Genomic DNA, 4,894 nt, shown 5'->3' with positions numbered 1-4,894 from the left:
TCCGGTCGTACTGATTGCCTCGCTCATGGTGGCGGCGGTCCCGATCATCCTGGCCTCGCTTGGCGAGCTGGTGGTGGAAAAGTCGGGTGTACTCAACCTTGGGGTCGAGGGGATGATGATCATGGGGCCATCTGCGGATTCATGGCCACCGTGGCTTCCGGCAGCCCCTTCATGGGCTTTGTTGGCGGCGCGTTGGGCGGCGCTGCACTGGCGCTGATCTTTGCCTTTCTCACCCAGATTCTTCTGACCAATCAGGTGGCGACGGGGCTGGCACTTACCATGTTCGGCCTTGGCCTGTCGGCGCTTCTTGGGCAGGGTTATAACGGGATCAAACCCCCGGCGACGCCACATGTGCCGCTGGGGCCGTTGAACGACTTGCCGATACTCGGCCCGATCTTCTTTGATCATGACTGGGTGGTCTATTTCTCCATCGCCATCATCGCCCTCGTCTGGTGGGTGCTGAAATCCACCCGCCTCGGTCTGATCATCCGCGCGGTCGGCGAGAACCACGAGGCGGCACATGCGCTTGGCTACAAGGTTCAGTTGATCCGCATCTGCTGCATCCTCTTTGGGGGGCCATGGCTGGTATGGGCGGTGCCTATGTCAGCCTGGTGCGCGTGCCGCAATGGGTCGACGGAATCACCGCCGGTGCGGGCTGGATCGCACTGGCCATCGTGGTCTTTGCAAGCTGGAAACCCTGGCGCGTTCTGGTCGGAGCCTATCTCTTTGGCGGCATTACCGTATTGCAGCTCAACCTGCAGGCCGCAGGATCAAAAATTCCTGTCGAATATTTGTCGATGTCACCCTATTTGATAACCATTATCGTGCTGGTTATCATGTCTTCTGGCAAAGGCCGGGCAAGGTTGAATGCCCCCGCCGCCCTGGGTCAGAATTTCCACGCCGCGCGTTAGGGACACCTGCGTGCGGAACCTATCAAAAGGGCCAAAAGCGCCCAACCAACTGGGAGTATGTTGAATGTTGAGAAGAAATCTTCTGACCTCGGCCGCGATGAGCCTTGGTCTGGCCATGACCGGCAGCGTGGCGATGGCCGACGCCATGGATCACGTCAAAGCCTGTTTCGTCTATGTCGGCCCCATCGGTGACGGCGGCTGGACCTACCAGCACCATCAGGGTGCGCTGGCCGTGCAAGAGGCTTACGGCGACAAGGTCGAAGTACAATGGCAGGAAAATGTGCCAGAGGGTGCTGATGCCGAACGCGTCCTGACTCAGATGGCGCTTGGCGGCTGCAATATCATCTTCACCACATCCTTCGGCTATATGGACCCGACCAACGCAGTCGCGGCCAAATTCCCGGACGTGAAGTTCGAGCACGCCACCGGTTTCCGCCGCGATAGCGAGAATGTTTCCACCTATAACGCGCGCTTCTACGAAGGCCGCGCTGTCGAGGGTTTGATCGCAGGCCGCATGACCAAATCCAACAAGATTGGCTATATCGCCTCTTTCCCGATCCCCGAAGTGATCATGGGCATCAATTCCTACTATCTGAATGCCAAGAAAGTTAACCCCGATGTGGAACTCAGCGTCGTCTGGGCCTTCACCTGGTTTGACCCGGCCAAGGAAGCGGATGCAGCCAAGGCGATGATCGAGCAGGGCGTGGACGTGATTGCGGCCCATACCGACTCGACCGCACCTCTGGCCGAGGCCGCCAAATCGAACGGTGCTGTCATCGGCTTTGGCCAAGCCTCCGACATGACCGAGTATGGCCCCTCGCCGCGGGTTTCCTCTGTGATCGACAATTGGGCACCTTACTATGTCAAGCGCGTAGGCGCTCTGTTCGACGGCACCTATGAGCAGGTTGATGCATGGGAAGGCATCGCTGGCGGCGAAGTTGGCATTGGCGAAATCAGCGACGCGGTCCCGGCCGATGTCAAGGCAGAGGCGGAAGCGCTTCGCGATGCGATTGCTGCCGGTACGGTACATCCCTTCACCGGCCCGATCAACAAGCAGGACGGCTCGGCCTGGCTGGCCGAGGGCCAGACCGCCCCGGACGGCGATCTTCTCGGCATGGGCTTCTATGTCGAAGGTATCACCGGCGACATCCCGCAATAAGGTCCGGCCACAGTTCGACGGAGAACCCCGCTTCGGCGGGGTTTTTCATTTTGGCATGGCGGGAAATCCTGTTGGTCCGGATTGAGCCCATAGTCACAAGTGCCGCACCCAACAGGAAAGTCCGCTTTTTGCGCAGGCCTTGGCTATTCGTCGTGCATCACAATATTGAAGCCTTCGTCCAACGAGGGTGCAACAAAATGCTTTGAAAACCGAAGGAATTGCTCCTCGGACACGGCAAACGGGTGATCGCCACGTGCGTTACGTTCGCGAAGTCTTGCAAGGCAAAGCTCATCAGAAGCATTGAAGACGTGGAGTTGGTGAAGGGCGCCACTTGCCTCGATGATCGTGCGCATCCAGGCGCGTTGTTCCAGAGTATTAGCCGCAAAATCCAAGACAACCGAAACGCCCGCGTTCAGCAGCGACACGACGTGAGGCCCCATGATTTTTCGCAATTTTGACGAACACCGAACATAGTCAGACGGCGACGACATCTCGCTCGAAAACAGGGCGCTCAGCCAATCATCCTCGGCCAGCAAGACCGTTCCATTCTCACGACAAAGTTCGGCAGCGAACGTTGATTTTCCAGCAGCAATTTTACCGCACAAAAAGTGCAGGGTTGAGGAGCTCGTATCCATTCAATATGACCTTGATCGGCGCATGAGGCGCGTATGACATTTAGAAATCGACTACCCGGCCCGGACTAACAGGCCGGGATCGTAATTCGGTTTTGACGTCGACAGCCAATTTTCTGCAGCAAGGTTCTCATACCAGATAGCTGGCACAAAGCAGGGGTTTTGTCGATCCAGAAGCTGACATTCACCGCCTTGAGCTTAACGGCAGAAACGTCCGCATAGCCGACCAACCGCAATTTCGGACACCCTCTTTCAGTCCGGGGCATGGGCTTATGCCGGCCCTTCAGGTCTCGCCCGCCACATCCTTGTGGATGATCACGTCACATTCGGGATAGCGCTGCATGATCTCTCGCCGCAGGCCGGCGCCGATCGCGTGCGCCTCGCGCAGGGTCTGGTCGCCGTCCAGCTCGATATGGATATGAAGAAAGACCCGGCTCCCTGCCATCCGCGTCTTGAGATCATGAAATCCCCGCACACCCGGCCAGCCCATCGCAATCGCGGCGATACCGGCAATCACTTCAGGGTCGGCCTGCCGGTCCATCAGCGCGTCCCACGCCTTCTTGCCGATCCTGAGCGAACCCACCACCAGAATGACCGCAGCCCCAAGCGCCACGGCCGAATCCACATGGCCAAGGCCAAATCGGCTGGACATCCAAAGCGCGGCGATTGCCCCGATATTCGGCACCAGATCGGACATGTAATGCAGACTGTCAGCCGCCACCACCCGGTTGCGGGTCCGCCGCGCCACATGTCTTTGCCACAAAACCAGCGCCACGGTCAGCAGGATCGACAGACCCATCGCTACCATGCCTCCGGCCTCTGCGTCGATCGGCGAAACGTTACCAGACAAAAGCCGCCCGACCGCAGCCCAGGCAATGACAACCCCAGACGCCAGGATGAACAGCGATTGCGTCAGCGCCGCAAGATCCTCGACCGACGTATGGCCAAAGGCATGATCCTCGTCCGCTGGCCGCGCCGCATAGATGATCGCCATCAGCCCGCCCAGCGACATCATCAGATCAAGGGCACTGTCGGCCAGAGAGGCCGCAACAGACAGCGAATGGGTGGTCCCGAGCGCCCAGAGCTTCAGCCCGACAAGCACCAACGCCACCGCCACCGATGCAACACCGGCCGAATAGTTCATGGCTGTGGCCCGCTTGTCGCTCATTGCCCCCGTCTCATCGCCCCCCGTCTCATCGCCCCCGTTTCATCTCACGCGCATCATTTCACGCGTCTCATCTCACTCTCGGATCTCGTCCTGATCGACGCCCCACAGCGCGGTTTTCTCCACCCAGCCCCGCGAACGACCCACCGAGATTTCGCACCAGTCGGCCAGGCAGGTCCCCAGATCGGCTATTACCCCCTCGTCGGCGATGGCAACCACCTGGGCCTCCTTGTCGGCCTGCGCATGAAGGGCGGTCTTGTCCACCATTACCAACACGGTCCTCACCCCCGACAGCAATGTGTAATAGATCCAGCCCCCCTGCCCTTCACTATCCTCGACCCGCCGCCAATGTTCAAACTCCGCCGTCAGCAGCAAGGGCATCCCACGATGGCGAAACACCCAGTCGATCCGATGCTCAAGCGAGGGGCCGCGGCGGACATTGCCGTCGCCGGTCTTCAGGCTGACAAAACGTGGCAACGGCAAGTTGGTGACCGCGCCCTTGGCGACCCCGCCCTCCACAACATCCGCCACGGCCTCCGCCGTATCCTCTTGCAGATCGGTCGCATCTTCCTGCGCCCAAAGCGACCCGGCACCGGCCATCAGCACTGCAATCGCCACCGCCATGGCGCCTGTCAGCCGCAATTTCCCAGCATCCATGCTTTTGCCCCGTCGTTTTCTGTCTTGTCGCTTAGCGCGTTGGGGTCCACTTTGCCAGTCAGGACAGGCTGAGTGAAGAGAGGACTTTCACAATGCGCACCGATCAGTTGAAGGTTGTGGTGACCAGACGGCTGCCAGAGCCGGTGGAACGCCGCATGGCGGAGCTTTTCGATGTGGAGCTTGGCACGGCCGACACTGGCCTCACGCGTGAAGAACTGGCCGCGGCGATGCGGCGCGCCGATATTCTGGTGCCGACTATCACCGACCAGATCGATGCGGCCCTTCTGGCGCAGGCTGGTCCCAAGCTGAAACTGATCGCCAACTATGGCGCCGGCGTTGACAATATCGATGTGATTTCCGCCCGCCAGCG

At 59.7% G+C, this 4,894-nt stretch carries 4 protein-coding genes and 2 pseudogenes; 3 read left to right on the top strand and 3 right to left on the bottom strand.

Features of this window, described 5'->3' with window-relative positions; genetic code table 11:
* Positions 1-911 (top strand): annotated as a pseudogene (locus tag WBB85_RS03180) (ABC transporter permease); the annotation flags it as partial.
* Positions 912-975: 64 nt separating this feature from the next.
* Positions 976-2,070 (top strand): BMP family ABC transporter substrate-binding protein, encoded by a 1,095-nt coding sequence (locus WBB85_RS03175; protein WP_432637172.1) that lies wholly within the window; start codon positions 976-978, stop codon positions 2,068-2,070.
* A gap of 143 nt (positions 2,071-2,213) precedes the next feature.
* Here the strand turns inward: WBB85_RS03175 and WBB85_RS03170 are convergent, their stop codons facing one another.
* The 3 genes from WBB85_RS03170 to WBB85_RS03160 form a co-directional block, all read right to left on the bottom strand.
* Positions 2,214-2,705: an AAA family ATPase gene (locus WBB85_RS03170; RefSeq protein ID WP_432637171.1), complete on the bottom strand. Its 492-nt coding sequence runs from the start codon at positions 2,703-2,705 to the stop codon at positions 2,214-2,216.
* Positions 2,706-2,985: 280 nt separating this feature from the next.
* Positions 2,986-3,870 (bottom strand): cation diffusion facilitator family transporter, encoded by an 885-nt coding sequence (locus WBB85_RS03165; RefSeq protein ID WP_432637170.1) that lies wholly within the window; start codon positions 3,868-3,870, stop codon positions 2,986-2,988.
* Between the two features lie 72 nt (positions 3,871-3,942).
* A complete protein-coding gene (locus tag WBB85_RS03160) occupies positions 3,943-4,524 on the bottom strand; it encodes an SH3 domain-containing protein (RefSeq protein WP_432637169.1) in 582 nt (193 codons plus the stop codon).
* Between the two features lie 92 nt (positions 4,525-4,616).
* Here WBB85_RS03160 and WBB85_RS03155 point away from each other — a divergent pair.
* Positions 4,617-4,894: pseudogene (locus WBB85_RS03155) on the top strand (D-glycerate dehydrogenase); the annotation flags it as partial.

The sequence above is a fragment of the Albidovulum sp. genome, assembly GCF_049646345.1.
In the GTDB taxonomy this organism is placed as follows: domain Bacteria; phylum Pseudomonadota; class Alphaproteobacteria; order Rhodobacterales; family Rhodobacteraceae; genus Albidovulum.
The sequence above is the reverse complement of the archived record's forward strand: the minus strand, read 5'-3'. Positions and strand labels throughout refer to the sequence as shown.